Consider the following 17,209-nt stretch of genomic DNA (forward strand, 5'->3'; position numbering starts at 1 on the left):
TCGGAGCCATGACGAGATCTGACGACCCGGGACCCGACGGACCGTGGGACGAGCGCACGCTGCTCCTCACGATGCTGCGCTACGTCCAGGAGACCGCGGTGTTCAAGGTGCAGGGGCTCGATGAGGACAAGGCGCGGCACGCGCCGATCGAGACGTCTCCGCTGACGACCCCGGCGGCGCTGCTCAACCACCTGCGCTGGGTCGAGCGGTCATGGGTCAACGCCGACCTGTTCGGTGGGGAGGACGACGGGCCGTGGTCCGACGAGGACCCCGACGCCGAGCTGCGCGAAGGCCTCGAGCTGCCGCTGGACGACGTCATCCGGCTGTACGAGGAGGAGGCCGCACGCACCCGCGCGGCGTTCGAGTCCGTCGACCTCGACATGACGATGAAAGGTGAGCACCGGCGCAGCACGCCTCTGACCGCCCGCTGGATCCTGCTGCACCTGATCGAGGAGACCGCTCGCCACAACGGTCACCTCGACTTGCTGCGCGAGATGGCCGACGGCAGCGTCGGCGACTGACCTCCGCTGAGCGTGACGATTGGCAGGCGACACGCCGATGCGGGCCTGCAGATCGTCACGCTCAGCGGAGCTGTTACTCCGCCTGCTTGGCGGCGCGACGGGCCGCGCGGGCCTGGAGCTCTTCCTCGTCCAGCTCCTTGGCCTGCTCCGGCGTCGGTGCGGTGCCGCCGTGACGGGCAGGCGCCCACCACTGGCCCTCCGGGCTGAGCGGGTAGTCGGCGATCGCCTTGTCCAGCAGCGCCGTCATGGCCTCGCGCAGCAGCGCCGTCTCGGCGACGGGGTCCTCGCCCGTGACCTCGAGCGGCTCGCCCACGTGCAGGCCGATGGTCTTCCCGCGCCCCGTGAGGTCCGACGGGTGGTCCTTGGTCTTGAGCAGCTGGGTCCCCCACGTCACCATCGGGATCAGCGGCACCCCGGCCTCGGCGGCCATGCGCACGGCGCCGGTCTTGAGCTCCTTGATCTCGAACGAGCGGCTGATCGTGGCCTCGGGGAAGATCCCGACGATCTCGCCGCTGCGGGCCAGCTCGACCGCCTCGTCGTATGACGCCAGGCCGTTCTCGCGGTCCACCGAGATGTGGTGCAGGGAGCGCATGATCGGCCCGGAGATCCGGTGGTCGAACGCTTCCTTCTTGGCCATGAAGCGCACGAGCCGCCCGCTCGGCTGGGCCGCGAGGCCGTCGAAGATGAAGTCGACGTAGCCGATGTGGTTGGCCGCCAAGATGGCGCCGCCGGTGCGCGGGATGTGCTCCGTGCCGGAGGTCTGGAACTTCATGCCGAGGGCCTTGAACAGCGTCTTGGCGGTCAGGATCACCGGAGGGTACGTGAAGTCGCGCATCGGGTCAGCCTAGTGGACACGTGTGCACCGGGGCGATCATCGAGAGCAGGCTCACGCCCTCGCCCGCTCAGTCCTCGACGATGTGGACGGCAGCCTCCTCGGCGCTCGCAGCGGCGCCGTCGATGCCGACGTCGTCGCCGACGAGGTCCTTCTCGGTGTCCTCGCCGATGCCACCATCCGGGTCGACCAGACGGCCAGCGCGCTCGGTGCCGACCTCGCCGTCGTCGAGGACCTCGTCCGTGTCGGCGTAGGGATCCGGCTCGGGGACCTCCTGGCGCAGGCGCTCGTCGAGCGACTCGCCCTGGAGTGCCTCGTCGGCTGTCGTGCCGAACCCCTCGCCCCGGTAGCTCTCCGGCGGGGAGTAGCCCGCGTCGAGCGTCTCGTCCGGGTCGTCGAAGATCGACTCCTGGTCCGGGCCGTGGTCACCGTCGTCGAGGTTGGCGTCGAAGCCTTCTGGGGTCTCGGTCATGCTCCCAGCCTTCCACGCCAGCCGGAGGACGCAACGTGTGCGTCGATCTCGACCTCGACGAGGTGCTCGGGGCGCGCGAGGGCCACGACCTGCACCATCGTGGCGACGGGCCGCACGACGTCGAAGATCTCCTTGTGCGCCCGGCCGACCGCGTCGAAGTCGGCGATGTCGGTCACGTACATCCGGGTCCGGACGACGTGCTGCGTCTCCATGCCCGCCGTGGCCAGGGCCGCCAGAGCGATCCCGAAGGCGATCCGCGCCTGCTCGTAGGCGTCGCCGATACCGACCACCTCGCCCTTGACGGTGGCGGTGGTGCCGGCGACCCACGCGTGGTTGCCGACCCGGACCGCGCGGGAGTAGCCCACGACGTCCTCGAACGGTGACGGTGAGCTGACGTTCTTCCTCATCGGGCCTCCTCGAGGTCGAGCTGCATGACGACGGCGTCGACGCCGCCGGGGTAGTAGCCGACGCGCGTGCTGATCGTCGTGAACCCGTACGACTCGTAGAAGGCGAGCGCTGCGTCGTTGTCGGCGGCGACCTCGAGAAGCATGCGGGTCGCGCCCTGGGCTCCGGCCGCGACGGTGAGCGCGTCCAGCAGCCCGCGAGCCACCCCCCGGCGACGCCGCGACGGCATCACGGCGATGCGTTCGAGGTCGGCGACGTCACCGGCGACCGCGATCACGGCGTACGCCTCCAGGTCGTCGTGCAGCACGGTGCGGCGGTCGTCATCGAGCATGGCCTGGACCGCGGCCACGGACCAGGCCTGGCGGCCGAAGCACGCGAGGTCGATCGCGGTGACCGCCATGACCTCGGTCGGCAGCGCCTCGCGGATCATGCGCGCTTGGTGGCCGCTGAGGGGATCGCGTCGGGTCGCCGGAGGTAGAGCGGCTCGAGCGGCAGCACCTGAGCCGTGCCGGCGACGACGATCCTGGCGAGTGCCGCCGCGCGCGGATCACTGGCGTCCCCCGCCGCGCGCAGGACACCGTCGTAGAGCTCGCCGCCGCGGCCGTACGTCGGCAGGTCGGCGTGCCGGTTGGCGACATCGGCGGGAAAGTCGACATGTGGACCGTCGAGGCGTACGTGTCCCCCGCCGTAGCGCGCCCAGTAGACCTCCTTGCGCCGGGCGTCCGTGGCGACCAGGAACTCCCCCTCGACCTGGGTGTCGGCAGCGATGATGTCGAGCGTGCACACCCCGTGGGTCGTCAGCCCGAGCGTGGCGCCGAGCGTCAGCGCGGTGACGACACCGACCCGGAGACCGGTGAACGGTCCGGGACCCACGCCTACGGCGACGTCGGTGAGGTCGGCCATCGTGGCGCCGGCCTGCGCCACGGCGTCGCGGATCGCCGGGGCGAGCAGCTCGCCGTGCGCCATGGCACCGGCTCCGGCGGCCTCGCCGACGACGCGCTCGCCGTCGTGGACGGCGACGGTGATGGCCGGAGTGGCGGTGTCGAAGGCAAGCAGCAGCACGAGTGAACCCTAACGGTGACGGGTCAGGACAGGAGCGTCGAGCGGAGCGGTACGCCCACCCAGCGAGAGCCGTGCGGCTTGACCGTGACGACGCGCGGCTCGGCCTCGTCGACCGGGTCGCCGTCGTGAGGCGTGCCGAGCGGGTCGATCGGACGGGGCCCGCGCACCTCGATGCGTACGTGCAGCCAGCTGTCTGCCAGCTGCTCGGCCATGCCCTCGCCCCACTCGACGACCGTGACGGCCTCCTCGGTGGTGGCGTCGAGGTCGATGTCGTCGAGCTCGGCCGCACTGCCGAGCCGGTAGGCGTCGACGTGCACCAGTGGCGGGCCCTCTGCGAGCGAGGGATGCGTCCGGGCGATGACGAACGTCGGGGACGTGATCGGACCGCGTACGCTCAGCGCCTCGCCGAGGCCTTGGGTGAACGTCGTCTTGCCGGCGCCGAGGTCGCCGGACAGGACCAGCAGGTCGCCGGGGCGCAGCAAGGTCGAGAGCCGGGCGGCCAGCGCGTGCATCTCCTCGGGTGTCGGGACCTCGCGCGCCAGCCAGAGGGTCTTGCCGAACTCGATGAACTGCCGGTCGCGGCCGACGGGGTAGTAGAGCCGCCGTGACCAGAACTGCACGGTCTCGGGCAGCTCCTCGCGCACGTCGAGCCAGATGCCGTCCTTGCCGCGCTCCTCGGCCGTGTCCTCGGCGACACCGACCATCGCCGACGCCACACCGCGCGCCTGGATGTCGGGGTCGACGCAGACCCGCTTGAGACCCAGCTGCCCCGGCCGCGACTCGTCGAACAGCATCGCGCCCATCGGCAGGCCGCGACGCTCGACCAGCAGCCCTCCTGCCGTGGCCAGGACCTCCGCGACGGACTCGACCGTCTCCTCGGACGCGGTCGACGGGGGGTCCAGCCTCGGGCGGGCGCCGAACGAGCGGTGGATGATGTCGACGATCTGCGGCGCGTGCTCCGGCCCGGCGTGGATGACGTTGAGCGCGGTCATGCCGTCGCCTCCTCAAGAAGCCCACGATATGAGGACGACGGCATGACTGCTGCCACATGATTCCTTCGCTGGCGCTCAGTCATGCCGTCGCCTCCAGGACGTCCTCGATGACCCGGGTGACCCGCTGGTGCTCCTCGAACATGACCATGTGCCCGGCGTCCTCGAGTGCGACGAGCGTGGCGCCCGGGATCGCCTGGGCGAGCCGGCGGCTGTGCTTGATCGGCGTGATCAGGTCTGCTGTGCCGCCCACCACCACGGTCCGGCTGCGGCCGATGACCTCGAGACCGGCCGTCGTGTCGAGCGTGACGAACAGGGGGTAGAAGTCCATCAGGACGTGGGTCGGTGACGCGAGGATCAGCTCGTTGGTCATGTCGACGTGTCGCTCCTGGGCGTTCGGGCCGAGTCCCCAGCGCCGAACGATCGAATAGCTGTTGAACGTACGCCCCCAGTCCAGCACGGGCGACGCCACGCGCAGCAACGGGACCAGGTAGCGCAGGGCAGGACTGCTGCGCATCAGCCTGCCTGAGCTGGTGCTGAGCAGCACGACACCCTTGACCCGACGGCTGAACTGCTGGGGCTCTGCCGCGGCGAGCTCCATGATCGCCATGCCGCCCATCGAGTGCCCCACGAGGACGATCGGGCCTCTCGGCACCTGGGCCGCGATGACGCTGCGCAGGTCGTCGGCGAGCTGCGCCAGCGTCGAACGCGTGCGGGTCGAGCGGCCCGACGCGCCGTGGGAACGCAGGTCGACGAACACCATGCGGACCTTGCCGCGCAGCGCGAGCCGTTGGTAGTGCCACACGTCGATCGACTCGACCCAGCCGTGCACGAACACCACCGTCGGCGTCCTCGACTCGGCCTCGTCGACCTCCACGTTGAGCTGGACGCCGTCGCTCGCCGTGACCTGCACGGGATCGCTGTGGACCGACCCGAACACGACGTCCTCGCCCCGCCGCAACCGACGCTGGTGGCGCTGCCGGCCGTTGAGCACCGACGCGACGACCCCGGCGGCGACGAACGCGCCGGCCGTCGTGGCCACCTTCGCCGTCCGGCTCATGCGTTCTCCCCCACGTACGTACGCTCGATGCGGCCACCCAGGCGCGTCACGACCTCGTAGGCGATCGTCCCGGCCGCGATGCCCCAGTCCTCGGCCGTCGGCTCCCCGTCGCCGCCGGGACCGAAGACCGTCACGGCGTCACCGCGCGTTGCCGCCAGGTCACCGAGGTCGACGACGAGCTGGTCCATGCAGACGACCCCGACCTGGGGCACCCGGCGACCGCCGAAGCCCAGCTCCGCGCGGTTGGACGCGGTGCGCAGGATCCCTTCGCCGTAGCCGATCGGGACCAGCCCGAGCGTCGTCTCGCGGTCGGTCGTCCAGGTGTGGCCGTACGAGACGCTGGTGCCGGCCGGCACGCGCTTGACCGCGGCGAGGCGGCCGCGCAGCGTCATGACCGGGGTCAGGGCGGTCGGGTAGGTCATCTGCGGGTCGGGGCGGATGCCGTAGGCCGCGATGCCGACCCTGACGAGGTCGAGGTGGGCCGACGGCCGCGTGAGCGTCGCTGCGGAGTTGCTGAGGTGCCGCAGCGCCGGCTCGATCCCGGCTGCCCGGAGCTCCTCGACGGCCTGCAGGAAGGCCGCCTCCTGGGCGTCATTGGCCGGGTGCTCCACCTGGTCGGCGCACGCGAAGTGCGACCACACCCCGGTGACCTCGACGGTGCCGGCCCTCTGGGCGGCGGCCGCTGCGGCCACCAGCTCGGTCCACTGCTCGCCGAAGGCGCCGTTGCGCGACAGGCCGGTGTCGACCTTGAGCTGCACCTTGGGGCGCTGCGACGTCGCCGCGGCAAGGATCTCGCCGAGCTGGGCGGCCGACGAGGCGGTGACCTCGACACCGGCATCGACCGCCGCCGCGAAGTCCGCCCCGGGAGCGGCCAGCCAGCAGAGCAGGTTGCCCGTGTCACCCGTCGACCGCAGGGCCAGGGCCTCCGCCACGGTGGCGACGCCGAGCCAGTCCGAGCCCGACTGCCGTGCGGCCCGCGCCATCCGCGCAGCGCCGTGGCCGTAGGCGTCGGCCTTCACCACGGTCATGAGCGCCGACTGCGGGGCGCACTCCCGCAGAGCCGCGAGGTTCGCCCGGAACGCCTCGAGGTCGATGCGCGCCTCGACCTGTGGCGTCATGCGAGGCTCCCCTGCACGAACGCGGCGACCGTGGCCGGCAGCTCGTGCGCCACGTCGGTGGCCACGACCGGACCGTCCGGGTTGGCCCGCACGGAGGCGACGCCGTGCAGGTAGGCCGCGACTGAGCCGGCGTCCAGGGGATCGAGCCCGGCGGCCATCAGCGACCCGGCGAAGCCCGCCAGCACGTCGCCGGCCCCGGCCGTGCCCAACCAGGCCGAGCCACTGCGGTTGACCCGCGAGGGGGCGCCGGCCCGGGCCACGACGGTGCGCCGACCCTTGAGCAGCACCGTGGCGTTCCAGCGCTGCGCCGCCGCGGTGGCGTGACCCAACGGGTCGGCCTCGACGCTCTCGCGTCCCGTGCCGAGCATCTCGGCGAGCTCACCGGCGTGCGGCGTCAGGAGCGCGGGCACGTCGAACGTCTGCGGGAGGTGCTGCAGAGCGCTCGCGTCGACCACGACCGGCACCTGGTCCTCGAGCGCCACGGCGAGCTGTGACGCGGCGTCGTCACCGCTGCCCGGACCGACGACCCACGCCTGGACACGCCCGCGACCGGCCACGACCTCAGGCGCCCGGTCGACGACCCGCCGGCTGAGCTCTGCGCTGCCGACGAACCGGATCATCCCTGCGAGGCCGGCCTGGGCACCGGCGACGCACAGGTGTGCCGCGCCGGCGTACTGCTCGGAGCCTGCGGCGATGCCCAGGACGCCGCGGGCGTACTTGTGCGAGGTCGCAACAGGCAGGACGTCGTCCAGGAGGTGACCGTCCGATGCCTCGACGACCTCGATCAACGGTGCCGGCAGATGGGGGTCGAGGCCGATGTCGACCAGCGTCACCGTCCCGGCCAGGGCAGCGGCCGGATCGGCCAGCAGGGCGGCCTTGTGCGTCCCGAAGGTCACGGTGGCATCAGCGCGTACGGCCGCCGACGGCACGGTCGCTCCGTCTACGTCCACGCCCGACGGCACGTCGACGGCCCAGACGTATGGTCGACGCTCGTCGATCCAGCCGGCCCACTCGGCGGCCTTGCCGCTCAGGCCGGGACGCGCGCCGATGCCGAAGATCGCGTCGAGGCACCAGCGCTGCGCACCCGGCGCTCTGACGACCTGCGCGCCGGCCGCCGTCGCGGCAGCCAGCCCGCCGGCATGGACCTTGGCCTCCTCGAGCAGGCAGAGGTCCACGCGCACGCCCCGGTCGAGCAGGTGCACGGCGGCGTACAACGCGTCGCCGCCGTTGTTGCCGGGCCCGATCAGGCACAGCACCACGTCGCCGGCCGGGATCAGGTCGAGGTGGTCGGCCAGTCCGCGCGCCGCGCGCCGCATGAGCTCACCGTCAGGGAGGGTGGCCGCCAGGGCCTCCTCGGCGGCGCGGATGTCGCCGACGGCGTGCGCACTCAGCATTCAGCCACCACGAACGCCGTCGCGACGGTGGTGTCGTGCGAGATCGAGAGGTGCACGGTCACGATGCCGAGCGCCTTGAGCCGCTCGGGAGCGGCGCCGTGCAGCGCGAACTTCGGCGCGCCCCGGGCGTCGTTGACGACCTCGAAGTCCTGCCAGGACAGCCCCGAAGGGGCGCCCATCGCCTTGGCGAGCGCCTCCTTGGCAGCGAACCGGCCGGCGAGGGACTCCACCGGCAGGTGTGCCTCGGCCTCGGTGAACAGCCTGCTGCGCATCGTGGGCGTACGTTCGAGCGTCGCGGCGAACCGGGCGAGATCCACCACGTCCACCCCGATGCCCACGATCGTCATCTCGTCACTCGACCGTGACGGACTTGGCCAGGTTGCGGGGCTGGTCGACGTCGTGCCCCAGCACTGATGCGAACTCGCACGCGAAGATCTGCAGCGGCACGACCGCGACGAGCGGTTGCAGCAGCGTCGGGACCTTGGGCAACCGGATCAAGTGGTCGGCGTAGGGGACGACGTCCTCGTCACCGTCCTCGGCCAGGACGATCGTCCGGGCGCCACGGGCCCGGATCTCCTGGATCGAGCTGACGGTCTTCTCCTGGAGCTGGTCGCGACCCTTGGGCGGCACGACGACGAACACCGGCAGGCCCTCCTCGATCACGGCGATCGGGCCGTGCTTGAGCTCACCGGCGGCGAAGCCCTCGGCGTGGATGTAGGCAAGCTCCTTGAGCTTGAGCGCGCCCTCGAGCGCGACGGGATAGCCCGCGTGCCGGCCCAGGAACAGGATCGAGCGGGACTCCGCGAGATCGGCTGCAAGCTTGCGCATCTGGTCGCCCTCGTCGAGCAACCGCTGGATCGCCGCCGGGATCTTCTCGATGTCGTCGATGATGCCGCTGATCTCGTCGCCGAACTTGGTGCCCTTGACCTGCGCGAGGTAGAGCGCGAGGAGGTAGCAGGCCACGATCTGCGCCAAGAACCCCTTGGTCGAGGCGACCGCGATCTCCGGGCCGGCGTGGGTGTAGATCACGGCATCGGACTCACGCGGGATCGTCGAGCCGTTGGTGTTGCAGATCGACAGGACGCGGGCCTTCTGCTGACGGGCGTACCGGACCGCCATCAAGGTGTCCATCGTCTCGCCGGACTGGCTGATCGACACGACGAGCGTCGAGCGGTCGATGATGGGGTCGCGGTAGCGGAACTCCGAGGCGAGCTCGACCTCGCAGGGGATGCGGGTCCAGTGCTCGATCGCGTACTTCGCGACGAGCCCGGCGTAGGCCGCGGTGCCGCACGCGACGATGATGATGCGGTCGACGTCACGCAGCTCGCTGTCGGACAGCCGCATCTCGTCGAGCTGCAGGCGCCCGTCGGCGGAGTGGCGGCCGAGCAGGGTGTCGGCGACGGCCTGCGGCTGCTCGGCGATCTCCTTGAGCATGAACCAGTCGTAGCCGCCCTTTTCGGCAGCCGACACGTCCCAGTCGACGTGGTACTCCTTGGTCTCGGCGGGATGGCCGTCGAAGTCGGTCACGACGATGTCGTCGGGCGTGATCGTCACGACCTGGTCCTGGCCGAGCTCGATCGCGTCCCGCGTGAACTCGATGAACGCCGCGACGTCCGAGCCGAGGAAGTTCTCGCCCTCGCCGCGACCCACCACGAGGGGTGAGTTGCGGCGGGCGCCGACGACGACGTCGGGCTGCGCCGCGTCACAGATCACGAGGGTGAAGGCGCCCTCGAGCCGGCGGCACACGGCACGTACGGCCTCGGACAGGTCGTCGGTGTGCTGCAGCTCGTCGTGCAGCAGGTGCGCGACGCACTCGGTGTCGGTCTCGGAGATCAGCTCGTGGCCGGCCGCCTCGAGCCCGGCGCGCAGCGCCGCGAAGTTCTCGATGATGCCGTTGTGCACGACCGCGATCCGGCCGGTCTGGTCGAGGTGCGGGTGCGCGTTGCGGTCGTTGGGCGCGCCGTGCGTCGCCCACCGCGTGTGACCGATGCCGGTGTGCGCGACCGGCAAGGGGTTGGCCTCGAGCTCGGCGTCGAGGTTGACGAGCTTGCCGGCCTTCTTGGCCGAGACGATCGTGTCCTCGTGGACCAGCGCGACACCACCGGAGTCGTATCCGCGGTACTCGAGGCGGCGGAGGCCACCCATGACGACGTCGAGCGCCGAGCGCTGTCCGACATATCCGACGATTCCACACATGGGTTCAAGGGTACCGGCGCTGACCGGCCCTCTGACCATGCGGGAGAGCCGGTGAGGGGACCGCGTGCTGCCGCAATCGGGGGCAGGCAGGAGAATGGCCGCATGACGCGCGACCAGTCACCGTATGTCGAGCTCGAGCGCGCCGCCTGGGCCGAGCTCGCGGGCGACGCCCCGCAGCCGCTCCAGCCGGCCGAGATCGAGCGCGTACGCGGCCTCGGCGACGAGCTGGACCTCGAGGAGGTCCGGCAGGTCTACCTCCCGATGACGCAGCTCATCAGCATGCGCGTGCGCCTCGCCGGAGCGCTCTACCAGGCGACCGAGGCGTTCCTCCACGCGCCGCAGACGCAGCGCACCCCGTTCGTGATCGGCATCGCCGGCTCGGTCGCCGTCGGCAAGTCGACCACGGCACGCCTGCTCAAGGAGCTGCTGTCGCACTCCCCCGACCATCCCGTCGTCGACCTGGTCACCACGGACGGCTTCCTGTTCCCCAACGCCGAGCTCGAACGTCGCGGGCTGCTGGAGCGCAAGGGATTCCCCGAGTCGTACGACCGCAAGGCCCTGCTCCGGTTCGTCATGGAGGTGAAGTCCGGCGTGGAGGTCGTGTCGGCGCCCGTCTACTCCCACCTCACCTACGACCGCACGGAGGAGGTCGTGACGCTCAAGGCGCCCGACATCGTGATCGTCGAGGGCCTCAACGTTCTGGCGCCCGCACGGCCACGAGGCGACGGCAGCCCGGGCCTCGCCGTCAGCGACTTCTTCGACTTCTCGATCTACGTCGACGCGTCCGGGCGAGACCTGCGCCGCTGGTACGTCGACCGGTTCCTCACGCTGCGCAAGACCGCGTTCGCGGACCCCGCGTCGTACTTCCACCGCTACAGCGCCCTCACGGACGCCGAGGCCGAGGCTCGTGCCGGTGAGCTGTGGGACACGATCAACCAGCCCAACCTGCGCGAGAACATCCAGACCACCCGCGGACGCGCGTCGCTCGTCCTGCGGAAGGGACCCGACCACTCGGTCGAGTGGGTCCGCCTCCGCAAGATCTGAGCGACGCGCGAGCCGCAGGCTCCTCAGCTCAGGGGAAGAAGATGATCTGGCACTGCGTGATGGAGTACTGCGACACGCCGGACGCCAGCGGTGCGGCACCCTCGTAGGCCTTCGCCGTGGCGGCGGCCTGGTACGTCCCGTTGGTCTTGCCCGGGTTGAACCGGAACGCGACCCGGCCGCGCGAGTCGGTGAAGTCACTCAGGTCGACCGCCGACGAGGCGAAGTCCACGTTCCGGCCGGCACGGGCCGGGTAGAACGTGTATACGAACGTCACGTCCGACGTCGGGTTGTCGGCGAAGTGGCACTGGGTCTGGCGGATGATCTGGACCGAGACCTTCTGGCTGACCACCGTGATCTTCTTGGCGTTGCCGATGATCGACTTCTTGCCACCGCTCGGCGGGGCGTAGTAACGGAAGTAGCGGGTCTTGTAGGTCGACGGGAAGAACGAGAAGTTGCCGTTCGCCGAGCTCGTGGCCTTGGTCTTGGTCTTCCAGGAGCCGGTCTTGCCGTCGCGGTACTGCAGCCAGACCGGTCGCGCGTTGAAGGTCGAGACCCGGCCCTTGAGGCGGAAGGTCTCGTACTTCATGACGTTGACGTAGCTGGCGCTGAGGTCCTTGGTCGTGGTGGCGGCGCTGCCAGCCTGGGTGGTGGCGCCGACCGCGACCAGGCCGGCCGTCGCGAGCATCGCCGCGACGATCATTCGAATGGAACGCATGGGTCTCTCTCCCTGTTGAAGTGTCTGAGAAGCGTTCGAAAAACTACTGCACCAACAGACAGGGCGTCTCCGGATTGCCCAAAAAAGTCTGGACCTATCGGCCGCCGGTTCCACTTCCGCGACCCCCAGCGGCAATCAGCTCGGAGTCTGGTCCGAGCGATAGGCGGCTCTCGTCAGACCGGGTCGCACTGGGGAAGGGACAGCTGTCTGACGACTGATGCCTTGGCCGCGGCTCCGTCGTCCGCCGCCGCGGTCGCCTGCACCCCCACCAAGCCTGAGGCGCCGGTCAAGACCTGCACCGTCGCGATGCCCTTGGCGTCCTGGAAGCCGGTCCTGGGACCCGCCGGTGTCGCGAAGTCGACGCGCCGTCCCGGGCGCGCCGGATAGAAGTCGGCCCACACCGTGACCACGCTGTTCGTGTTGCTGTCGCACTCGTTCGTCGCCTCGAAGTACTCCACCTTCTGCGGGACCACTGCGAGACGCTTCGGGGTGGTCACGACCGCCGGTTGGCCGGCACCCGCGGGGACGCTGATCCGCCAGTAGCGGGTCTTGGTGTTCTTGACCACGAAGAAGAAGAAGCCGTTCGAGGTGCTCTTCTCCGTCAGCCTGGTGGTCCACGATCCTGACGTCCCGGTCCGGTACTGCAGGCGAACCGTACGTACGGCGGCTGTCGGCAACGTCCCGTCCATCTGGATCGTCTCGTTCGCGATCGCACTCGGCCGCGAGAAGTGCAGGCTCACACCGGCCGCACTCGCCGACTGCGTCGTCGCCCCGACGGCGACGAGGGTGGCAACGGTCATGACAGCGGCACAGATGAGACGCACGGATCGCATGGATGCTCCTTGAGAGGTTGTCCGAAAAACTACCGGCGCAACCCGCGGCTCGTCCTGCAAATCGGAGAAACTCAGAGGGCGAGCGTGGAGCGCACGACGCCGGCGAGGCGCTCGGCGACCTCGGAGGCCTCGTCGTGGGTCGCTGCCTCGACCATGACCCGGACCAGCGGCTCGGTGCCGGACTGGCGCAGCAGCACCCGGCCGCTGGAGCCCAGTCGCGCGGCGGCGATCGCGACCTCGCCCTGCAGCACCGGGTCGGAGTCCGCACGGGCCTTGTCGACGTCAGGCACGTTGATCAGCACCTGGGGCAGCCGCGTCATGACCGACGCGAGCTCTTCGAGCGATGTGCCGGTCTCGCGGATGCGGGAGGCGAGGTGCACGGCTGTCAGCACGCCGTCGCCGGTCGTGGCGTAGTCGGCCATGATGACGTGGCCCGACTGCTCGCCGCCCAGGCTGAACCCGCCCGATCGCATGGCCTCGAGGACGTAGCGGTCCCCGACGGCGGTCTGGATGACCGTGATGCCGGCCGCCTGCAGGGCTTGGACGAAGCCGAGGTTGCTCATGACGGTCGCGACGACCGTGTCGTCGCGCAGACGGCCCGCGTCGCGGGCGGCGATCCCGAGGATCGCCAGGATCTGGTCGCCGTCGACGACAGCACCGGCATGATCGACGGCGAGGCAACGGTCGGCGTCGCCGTCGAAGGCGAAGCCGGCGTCAGCGCCGTGACGGATCACGGCCTTCTGCAGGTCGTCGAGGTGCGTCGAGCCACAGTCGAGGTTGATGTTGAGGCCGTCGGGCTCGGCATGGATCGAGATGACCGTGGCGCCGAGCTGCTCGAACACCTGGGGCCCGACCTCGTACGCCGCGCCGTTGGCGCAGTCGAGCACGATCGTCAGGCCGTCGAGCGGTCCGGGAGCCGAGCCGACGAGGTGCTTGACGTAGGCGGCGACTCCGGCGCGGCTGTCGCCGATGCGTCCGACGCCGGAACCGGTCGGCCGGTCCCACGGCTCCTCGAGCCGCTGCTCGATCTGCAGCTCGAGGTCGTCGTCGAGCTTGAGCCCGCCGCGGGCCAGGAACTTGATGCCGTTGTCGGGCATGGGGTTGTGGCTGGCCGAGATCATGACGCCCATGTCGGCCTGCAGGTAGGACGTCAGGAACGCCGCGCCCGGCGTGGGCACGACGCCGAGGCGGTGCACGTCGACCCCCGCAGACGCGAGACCCGCGACCACCGCTGCCTCGAGGAACTCTCCTGAGGCGCGGGGATCGCGGGCCACGACTGCGGTCGGACGCTGGTCGGCAAAGGCACCGACCTCGCCGAGGATGTGGGCTGCGGCGACCGCGAGGTCGACCGCCAGCTCTGCGGTCAGATCGCGGTTCGCGAGCCCGCGAACGCCATCTGTGCCAAAGATCCGGCCCACGGCTGGATCAGCGCTTGCTGTACTGCGGAGCCTTACGGGCCTTCTTGAGGCCGGCCTTCTTGCGCTCCTTGATGCGCGAGTCGCGCGTCAGCAGTCCGGCCTTCTTCAGGACCGGGCGGTTGACCTCTTCGTCGATCTGGTTGAGCGAACGGGCCACACCGAGGCGCAGCGCGCCGGCCTGGCCGGTCATGCCGCCGCCGGTGACCCGGGCGATGACGTCGAAGCGGTCCTGCAGACCGGTCTCGGCGAAGGCTTCCTTGGCAATCTGCTGGTGCAGCTTGTTGGGGAGGTACTCCTCGAGCGGCTTGCCGTTGACGGTCCACACGCCGGTGCCCGGGACGATGCGGACGCGCGCGATGGCTTCCTTGCGACGGCCGGTCGCGGCACCCGGAGCGATGGTCGCGGGCTTGTCGGAGGTGACAGCGGAGCCAGCGGTCTCGGAGGTGTATGCCACACCTTCGGCGTTGGTCTCGAACTCGGTCTCTTCGGTGGTGGTCTCAGCCACGATGCGCCTGCTTCTCTTCTTTACTGGGAGATCTGCGTGATCTCGAACGGCTGGGGCTTCTGGGCGTGGTGCGGGTGCTCGGGGCCGGAGTAGACCTTGAGCTTCGTGATCAGCTGATCACCCAGACGGTTCTTGGGGAGCATGCCGCGGACCGACTTCTCGATCGCCTTGCGGGCATCCTTGTCGAGCAGGTCACCGTAGGCGATGGACTTGAGTCCGCCCGGGTAGCCGCTGTGGCGGTAGGCCAGCTTGTCGGTGCGCTTGTTGCCCGACAGGGCGACCTTCTCGGCGTTGACGATGATGACGAAGTCGCCGCCGTCGACGTGCGGTGCGTAGGTCGGCTTGTGCTTGCCGCGGAGCAGCGTCGCAGCCTGGACGGCGAGACGACCCAGGACGATGTCCTCGGCGTCGATGACGTGCCACTGACGGGTGATGTCAGACGGCTTGGGGCTGAACGTGCGCACGGCGTGACCTTCTCGTTCTTGGTGGTGTGGCGGGTGGATCCGAAACTTCGGTGGTCGTTTCCGCGGGTCAGGCCGACGGAGACACGACACACAAGGTTAACCGGCGGCAGCCACTCGGGTCAAAACGGGAGGCTGTGCCGTCTCACACCTGAGACCCCGGATCGTGCGAATGCCGGAGTCGCACTAAGTTGGTCGATGGCTGCACCACCTCGCAGCAGGGCATTTCCCCGCCGTCACAGGAGACCCATCGTGACCGAAAACCAGACATTGACCGTCCGCGACAACCGGACGGGCGAGGAGTACGAGCTCCCGATCACCGACGGAACCGTCCGTGCGAGTGACTTCGGCAAGATCGGCAAGTCCGAGGACGAGCCGGGGCTCGCGGTCTACGACCCGGGCTTCACCAACACCGCCTCGACCCGCAGCGCCGTCACCTACATCGACGGCGACAAGGGCATCCTCGAGTACCGCGGCTACCCCATCGAGCAGCTCGCCGAGAAGTCGACGTACCTCGAGGTCGCCTACCTGCTGATCCACGGCGAGCTGCCCACCAAGGAGCAGCACGAGCAGTGGGTGCACGAGATCACGTTCCACACCTTCCTGCACGAGAACCTCAAGTCCCAGCTGCAGGGCTTCCGCTACGACGCGCATCCCATGGGCATGCTGCTGTCGAGCGTCGGCGCACTGTCGACGTTCTATCCCGAGGCCCGCAACATCAAGGACCCCGACATCCGGCACGACCAGATCGTCCGGCTGATCGCCAAGATGCCGACGCTCGGCGCCTGGTCGTTCCGCCACGCCCAGGGCAAGCCGTACGTCTACCCGGACAACGAGCTGTCCTACACCGAGAACTTCCTGTCGATGCTGTTCAAGATGAGCGAGCAGAAGTACGACCCCGACCCGCGGCTCGCCAAGGCCCTCGAGGTGTTGTTCATCCTGCACGCCGACCACGAGCAGAACTGCTCCACCAACGCCGTCCGGTCCGTCGGATCGAGCCAGGTCGACCCCTACTCGGCGGTCAGCGCCGGCGTCGCGGCCCTCTACGGACCACTGCACGGCGGCGCCAACGAGGCGGTCCTGAAGATGCTCAAGCGCATCGGCACGCCCGACAAGATCCCCGCGTTCATCGAGGGCGTCAAGAACGGCGACGAGAAGCTCATGGGCTTCGGCCACCGCGTCTACAAGAACTTCGACCCGCGCGCCACGATCATCAAGAAGGCCGTCGACGACGTCTTCGAGGTCACCGGCGTCAACCCGCTGCTCGAGGTCGCCCAGGAGCTCGAGCGCATCGCGCTCGAGGACGACTACTTCATCTCGCGCAAGCTCTACCCCAACGTCGACTTCTACTCCGGCCTGATCTACGAGGCGCTGCAGTTCCCGCCCGAGATGTTCACGGTCCTGTTCGCCATCCCGCGCACGTCGGGATGGCTCGCCCAGTGGCTCGAGCTCGTCGACGACAAGGAGCAGAAGATCGCCCGGCCCAAGCAGATCTACACCGGCGACCGGCGGCTCGACTTCGTCCCGGCGCAGGAGCGCTGGAAGTAGCGCTCAGCCGCTCCCTGCATATCGCGGTCAGAAGACGTCTGGTTCTGCCAGAGTGAGCGCATGAGCGACACGCAGACCGCGCTGCCCGTGCGGAGGTTGTCGGTGCTGCTGGTCTGCGTCGTGATCCTCGCCCTGACGCTGACCTGGGCGTTCCTCAGCATGCGGGCCGTGATGGACGTGGGTGGCTCGTGTGCCGACGGCGGGCCGTACGTCAGCGCGCAGCCCTGCCCCGGCGGCGCGGGATTCATCGGGGTCGCGATCCCGGTGATGATCCTGGCGACGTTCGCGGGCTCTGCCGTCGCGATCAGCCTCCAGGCGCCCAACCTGCTGGTGCCGATGTGGACCATCTTGTTCGGCTCGCTGGGCTGGAACTTCCTCGAGTACGGATTCGCAGGCCCGGACGGCAACGTGGTGGGCTGGATCGTCTGCGGCATCGTGTTCGAGCTCATGGCGCTGCCCGGACTGATCGCCATCGTCCTCTCCGGCGGCACGATGTGGACCACGGGCAACGGCACCAACAGCCGGCCCACGCAGACGGCGATGTGGTGGGGCATCTACCTGGCGCTGGGCACGGCCGGCACGGCGTTGGGCGCCTGGTCCTTCTACGCGTGGCGCTGACCAGACCGGTAGCGTGAC

At 69.8% G+C, this 17,209-nt stretch carries 20 protein-coding genes; 4 read left to right on the forward strand and 16 right to left on the reverse strand.

The window, feature by feature from the left end:
* The first annotated feature begins 8 nt into the window (after positions 1 to 8).
* Positions 9 to 521 carry a DinB family protein gene (locus AB0N22_RS09630; RefSeq protein WP_364638751.1) on the forward strand — a complete coding sequence of 171 codons (513 nt, stop codon included), beginning with the start codon at positions 9 to 11 and terminating at the stop codon, positions 519 to 521.
* A 73-nt stretch (positions 522 to 594) separates the two neighbouring features.
* On the opposite strand, the gene AB0N22_RS09635 is transcribed toward AB0N22_RS09630, so the two are convergent.
* The 11 genes from AB0N22_RS09635 to glmS all read right to left on the reverse strand — a co-directional run bounded on the left by AB0N22_RS09635 (position 595) and on the right by glmS (position 10,049).
* Complete coding sequence (locus AB0N22_RS09635) at positions 595 to 1,356, reverse strand: lysophospholipid acyltransferase family protein (protein ID WP_364638754.1); 762 nt, start codon at positions 1,354 to 1,356, stop codon at positions 595 to 597.
* 67 nt (positions 1,357 to 1,423) lie between these two features.
* On the reverse strand, positions 1,424 to 1,825 hold the full coding sequence (locus tag AB0N22_RS09640; protein WP_364638757.1) for a DUF5709 domain-containing protein: 402 nt from the start codon (positions 1,823 to 1,825) through the stop codon (positions 1,424 to 1,426).
* The gene (locus AB0N22_RS09645) at positions 1,822 to 2,232 is read right to left on the reverse strand and encodes a RidA family protein (RefSeq protein WP_364638760.1); all 411 of its coding nucleotides are present in this window, start codon (positions 2,230 to 2,232) and stop codon (positions 1,822 to 1,824) included. Before AB0N22_RS09645 ends, AB0N22_RS09640 begins: the two co-directional genes overlap by 4 nt.
* Positions 2,229 to 2,660, reverse strand: coding sequence for a GNAT family N-acetyltransferase (locus AB0N22_RS09650; RefSeq protein ID WP_364638763.1), 432 nt, complete (start codon positions 2,658 to 2,660; stop codon positions 2,229 to 2,231). The genes AB0N22_RS09645 and AB0N22_RS09650 overlap by 4 nt, the downstream gene beginning before the upstream one ends.
* Positions 2,657 to 3,292, reverse strand: coding sequence for a tRNA (adenosine(37)-N6)-threonylcarbamoyltransferase complex dimerization subunit type 1 TsaB (tsaB, locus tag AB0N22_RS09655; RefSeq protein WP_364638766.1), 636 nt, complete (start codon positions 3,290 to 3,292; stop codon positions 2,657 to 2,659). Before tsaB ends, AB0N22_RS09650 begins: the two co-directional genes overlap by 4 nt.
* Before the next feature lie 23 nt (positions 3,293 to 3,315).
* Positions 3,316 to 4,284: a tRNA (adenosine(37)-N6)-threonylcarbamoyltransferase complex ATPase subunit type 1 TsaE gene (gene tsaE / locus AB0N22_RS09660; RefSeq protein ID WP_364638769.1), complete on the reverse strand. Its 969-nt coding sequence runs from the start codon at positions 4,282 to 4,284 to the stop codon at positions 3,316 to 3,318.
* A gap of 79 nt (positions 4,285 to 4,363) precedes the next feature.
* Positions 4,364 to 5,341: an alpha/beta hydrolase gene (locus AB0N22_RS09665; protein ID WP_364638772.1), complete on the reverse strand. Its 978-nt coding sequence runs from the start codon at positions 5,339 to 5,341 to the stop codon at positions 4,364 to 4,366.
* Complete coding sequence (gene alr, locus AB0N22_RS09670; RefSeq protein WP_364638774.1) at positions 5,338 to 6,459, reverse strand: alanine racemase; 1,122 nt, start codon at positions 6,457 to 6,459, stop codon at positions 5,338 to 5,340. Before alr ends, AB0N22_RS09665 begins: the two co-directional genes overlap by 4 nt.
* Complete coding sequence (locus tag AB0N22_RS09675; protein ID WP_364638777.1) at positions 6,456 to 7,853, reverse strand: bifunctional ADP-dependent NAD(P)H-hydrate dehydratase/NAD(P)H-hydrate epimerase; 1,398 nt, start codon at positions 7,851 to 7,853, stop codon at positions 6,456 to 6,458. The genes alr and AB0N22_RS09675 overlap by 4 nt, the downstream gene beginning before the upstream one ends.
* Positions 7,847 to 8,200 carry a holo-ACP synthase gene (locus AB0N22_RS09680; RefSeq protein WP_364638780.1) on the reverse strand — a complete coding sequence of 118 codons (354 nt, stop codon included), beginning with the start codon at positions 8,198 to 8,200 and terminating at the stop codon, positions 7,847 to 7,849. Before AB0N22_RS09680 ends, AB0N22_RS09675 begins: the two co-directional genes overlap by 7 nt.
* A 4-nt stretch (positions 8,201 to 8,204) precedes the next feature.
* Positions 8,205 to 10,049 carry a glutamine--fructose-6-phosphate transaminase (isomerizing) gene (glmS, locus tag AB0N22_RS09685; RefSeq protein WP_364638783.1) on the reverse strand — a complete coding sequence of 615 codons (1,845 nt, stop codon included), beginning with the start codon at positions 10,047 to 10,049 and terminating at the stop codon, positions 8,205 to 8,207.
* A 102-nt stretch (positions 10,050 to 10,151) separates the two neighbouring features.
* Between glmS and coaA the strand changes: the two genes are divergently transcribed.
* A complete protein-coding gene (gene coaA / locus AB0N22_RS09690) occupies positions 10,152 to 11,093 on the forward strand; it encodes a type I pantothenate kinase (RefSeq protein WP_364638786.1) in 942 nt (313 codons plus the stop codon).
* Between the two features lie 28 nt (positions 11,094 to 11,121).
* Here the strand turns inward: coaA and AB0N22_RS09695 are convergent, their stop codons facing one another.
* The 5 genes from AB0N22_RS09695 to rplM all read right to left on the reverse strand — a co-directional run bounded on the left by AB0N22_RS09695 (position 11,122) and on the right by rplM (position 15,028).
* Positions 11,122 to 11,808, reverse strand: a complete 687-nt coding sequence (locus AB0N22_RS09695) for a hypothetical protein (RefSeq protein WP_364638789.1) — start codon at positions 11,806 to 11,808, stop codon at positions 11,122 to 11,124.
* Between the two features lie 173 nt (positions 11,809 to 11,981).
* Positions 11,982 to 12,641, reverse strand: coding sequence for a hypothetical protein (locus AB0N22_RS09700; protein ID WP_364638792.1), 660 nt, complete (start codon positions 12,639 to 12,641; stop codon positions 11,982 to 11,984).
* Between the two features lie 71 nt (positions 12,642 to 12,712).
* Positions 12,713 to 14,059, reverse strand: a complete 1,347-nt coding sequence (glmM, locus tag AB0N22_RS09705; protein WP_364638795.1) for a phosphoglucosamine mutase — start codon at positions 14,057 to 14,059, stop codon at positions 12,713 to 12,715.
* Between the two features lie 7 nt (positions 14,060 to 14,066).
* Positions 14,067 to 14,513: a 30S ribosomal protein S9 gene (gene rpsI, locus AB0N22_RS09710; protein WP_364639278.1), complete on the reverse strand. Its 447-nt coding sequence runs from the start codon at positions 14,511 to 14,513 to the stop codon at positions 14,067 to 14,069.
* A gap of 71 nt (positions 14,514 to 14,584) precedes the next feature.
* Positions 14,585 to 15,028 carry a 50S ribosomal protein L13 gene (gene rplM, locus AB0N22_RS09715; protein ID WP_056209342.1) on the reverse strand — a complete coding sequence of 148 codons (444 nt, stop codon included), beginning with the start codon at positions 15,026 to 15,028 and terminating at the stop codon, positions 14,585 to 14,587.
* A gap of 249 nt (positions 15,029 to 15,277) precedes the next feature.
* On the opposite strand from rplM, the gene AB0N22_RS09720 reads away from it, so the two are divergent.
* Together AB0N22_RS09720 and AB0N22_RS09725 are read left to right on the forward strand one after the other, a co-directional pair.
* Positions 15,278 to 16,573, forward strand: coding sequence for a citrate synthase (locus AB0N22_RS09720; protein ID WP_364638798.1), 1,296 nt, complete (start codon positions 15,278 to 15,280; stop codon positions 16,571 to 16,573).
* Between the two features lie 60 nt (positions 16,574 to 16,633).
* Positions 16,634 to 17,191, forward strand: coding sequence for a hypothetical protein (locus AB0N22_RS09725; protein WP_364638801.1), 558 nt, complete (start codon positions 16,634 to 16,636; stop codon positions 17,189 to 17,191).
* The last annotated feature ends 18 nt before the right edge of the window (positions 17,192 to 17,209 follow it).

The sequence above is a fragment of the Aeromicrobium sp. NPDC092404 genome (assembly GCF_040684095.1).
Classification (GTDB): Bacteria; Actinomycetota; Actinomycetes; order Propionibacteriales; family Nocardioidaceae; genus Aeromicrobium.

Bases quoted from the DNA above. Each gene is read 5' to 3' on its own strand.
- glmS (WP_364638783.1), bottom strand. From the start codon at position 10,049: ATGTGTGGAATCGTCGGATATGTCGGACAGCGCTCGGCGCTCGACGTC.
- AB0N22_RS09665 (WP_364638772.1), bottom strand. From the start codon at position 5,341: ATGAGCCGGACGGCGAAGGTGGCCACGACGGCCGGCGCGTTCGTCGCC.
- AB0N22_RS09700 (WP_364638792.1), bottom strand. From the start codon at position 12,641: ATGCGATCCGTGCGTCTCATCTGTGCCGCTGTCATGACCGTTGCCACC.
- AB0N22_RS09680 (WP_364638780.1), bottom strand. From the start codon at position 8,200: ATGACGATCGTGGGCATCGGGGTGGACGTGGTGGATCTCGCCCGGTTC.
- AB0N22_RS09675 (WP_364638777.1), bottom strand. From the start codon at position 7,853: ATGCTGAGTGCGCACGCCGTCGGCGACATCCGCGCCGCCGAGGAGGCC.
- coaA (WP_364638786.1), top strand. From the start codon at position 10,152: ATGACGCGCGACCAGTCACCGTATGTCGAGCTCGAGCGCGCCGCCTGG.
- AB0N22_RS09650 (WP_364638763.1), bottom strand. From the start codon at position 2,660: ATGATCCGCGAGGCGCTGCCGACCGAGGTCATGGCGGTCACCGCGATC.
- AB0N22_RS09640 (WP_364638757.1), bottom strand. From the start codon at position 1,825: ATGACCGAGACCCCAGAAGGCTTCGACGCCAACCTCGACGACGGTGAC.
- AB0N22_RS09645 (WP_364638760.1), bottom strand. From the start codon at position 2,232: ATGAGGAAGAACGTCAGCTCACCGTCACCGTTCGAGGACGTCGTGGGC.
- AB0N22_RS09630 (WP_364638751.1), top strand. From the start codon at position 9: ATGACGAGATCTGACGACCCGGGACCCGACGGACCGTGGGACGAGCGC.
- AB0N22_RS09635 (WP_364638754.1), bottom strand. From the start codon at position 1,356: ATGCGCGACTTCACGTACCCTCCGGTGATCCTGACCGCCAAGACGCTG.
- tsaE (WP_364638769.1), bottom strand. From the start codon at position 4,284: ATGACCGCGCTCAACGTCATCCACGCCGGGCCGGAGCACGCGCCGCAG.
- AB0N22_RS09695 (WP_364638789.1), bottom strand. From the start codon at position 11,808: ATGCGTTCCATTCGAATGATCGTCGCGGCGATGCTCGCGACGGCCGGC.
- AB0N22_RS09725 (WP_364638801.1), top strand. From the start codon at position 16,634: ATGAGCGACACGCAGACCGCGCTGCCCGTGCGGAGGTTGTCGGTGCTG.
- alr (WP_364638774.1), bottom strand. From the start codon at position 6,459: ATGACGCCACAGGTCGAGGCGCGCATCGACCTCGAGGCGTTCCGGGCG.